1 rRNA gene is annotated in these 1,580 nt (G+C 53.3%); it reads right to left on the bottom strand.

Annotation, left to right across the window (positions count from 1 at the left end):
- Positions 1 to 17: 17 nt before the first annotated feature.
- A 16S ribosomal RNA gene (locus tag G3R49_RS19840) occupies positions 18 to 1,569 on the bottom strand.
- Positions 1,570 to 1,580: the final 11 nt, after the last annotated feature.

Here is a 1,580-nt window from a genome sequence, read left to right as displayed (position 1 = left end):
GTCTAAATTCGTGTCGATAAGGAGGTGATCCAGCCCCAGGTTCCCCTAGGGCTACCTTGTTACGACTTCACCCCAGTCATGAACCACAAAGTGGTGAGCGTTCTCCCGAAGGTTAAACTACCCACTTCTTTTGCAGCCCACTCCCATGGTGTGACGGGCGGTGTGTACAAGGCCCGGGAACGTATTCACCGTAGCATTCTGATCTACGATTACTAGCGATTCCGACTTCATGGAGTCGAGTTGCAGACTCCAATCCGGACTACGACGTACTTTCTGAGATTAGCTCCACCTCGCGGTCTCGCAACCCTCTGTATACGCCATTGTAGCACGTGTGTAGCCCTACTCGTAAGGGCCATGATGACTTGACGTCGTCCCCACCTTCCTCCGGTTTATCACCGGCAGTCTCCCTAAAGTTCCCACCCGAAGTGCTGGCAAATAAGGATAAGGGTTGCGCTCGTTGCGGGACTTAACCCAACATTTCACAACACGAGCTGACGACAGCCATGCAGCACCTGTCTCAGAGTTCCCGAAGGCACTAAACCATCTCTGGTAAATTCTCTGGATGTCAAGAGTAGGTAAGGTTCTTCGCGTTGCATCGAATTAAACCACATGCTCCACCGCTTGTGCGGGCCCCCGTCAATTCATTTGAGTTTTAACCTTGCGGCCGTACTCCCCAGGCGGTCTACTTAATGCGTTAGCTTGAGAGCCCAGTGTTCAAGACACCAAACTCCGAGTAGACATCGTTTACGGCGTGGACTACCGGGGTATCTAATCCCGTTTGCTCCCCACGCTTTCGTACATGAGCGTCAGTCTTTGTCCAGGAGGCCGCCTTCGCCACCGGTATTCCTTCAGATCTCTACGCATTTCACCGCTACACCTGAAATTCTACCTCCCTCTACAAGACTCTAGTTCGCCAGTTCCAAATGCAATTCCCAGGTTGAGCCCGGGGCTTTCACATCTGGCTTAACGAACCGCCTGCGTACGCTTTACGCCCAGTAATTCCGATTAACGCTCGGACCCTCCGTATTACCGCGGCTGCTGGCACGGAGTTAGCCGGTCCTTCTTCTGCGAGTAACGTCACAGCTAGCAGGTATTAACCACTAACCTTTCCTCCTCGCTGAAAGTGCTTTACAACCCTAGGGCCTTCTTCACACACGCGGCATGGCTGCATCAGGGTTTCCCCCATTGTGCAATATTCCCCACTGCTGCCTCCCGTAGGAGTCTGGGCCGTGTCTCAGTCCCAGTGTGGCTGATCATCCTCTCAGAACAGCTAGGGATCGTTGCCTTGGTGAGCCATTACCTCACCAACTAGCTAATCCCACCTAGGTTCATCCAATCGCGAAAGGCCCGAAGGTCCCCTCCTTTCCCCCGTAGGGCGTATGCGGTATTAGCAGTCGTTTCCAACTGTTATCCCCCTCGACTGGGCAGATCCCTAGGCATTACTCACCCGTCCGCCGCTCGACGCCGTTATCGTTCCCCGAAGGTTCAGATAACTCGTTTCCGCTCGACTTGCATGTGTTAGGCCTGCCGCCAGCGTTCAATCTGAGCCATGATCAAACTCTTCAATTAAAAGTTTTTAC

The sequence above is a fragment of the Shewanella sp. WXL01 genome (assembly GCF_012263345.1).
In the GTDB taxonomy this organism is placed as follows: Bacteria; Pseudomonadota; Gammaproteobacteria; order Enterobacterales; family Shewanellaceae; genus Shewanella; species Shewanella maritima.
Note: the sequence above shows the minus strand (reverse complement) of the source record. Positions and strands in the feature narration are given on the sequence as shown.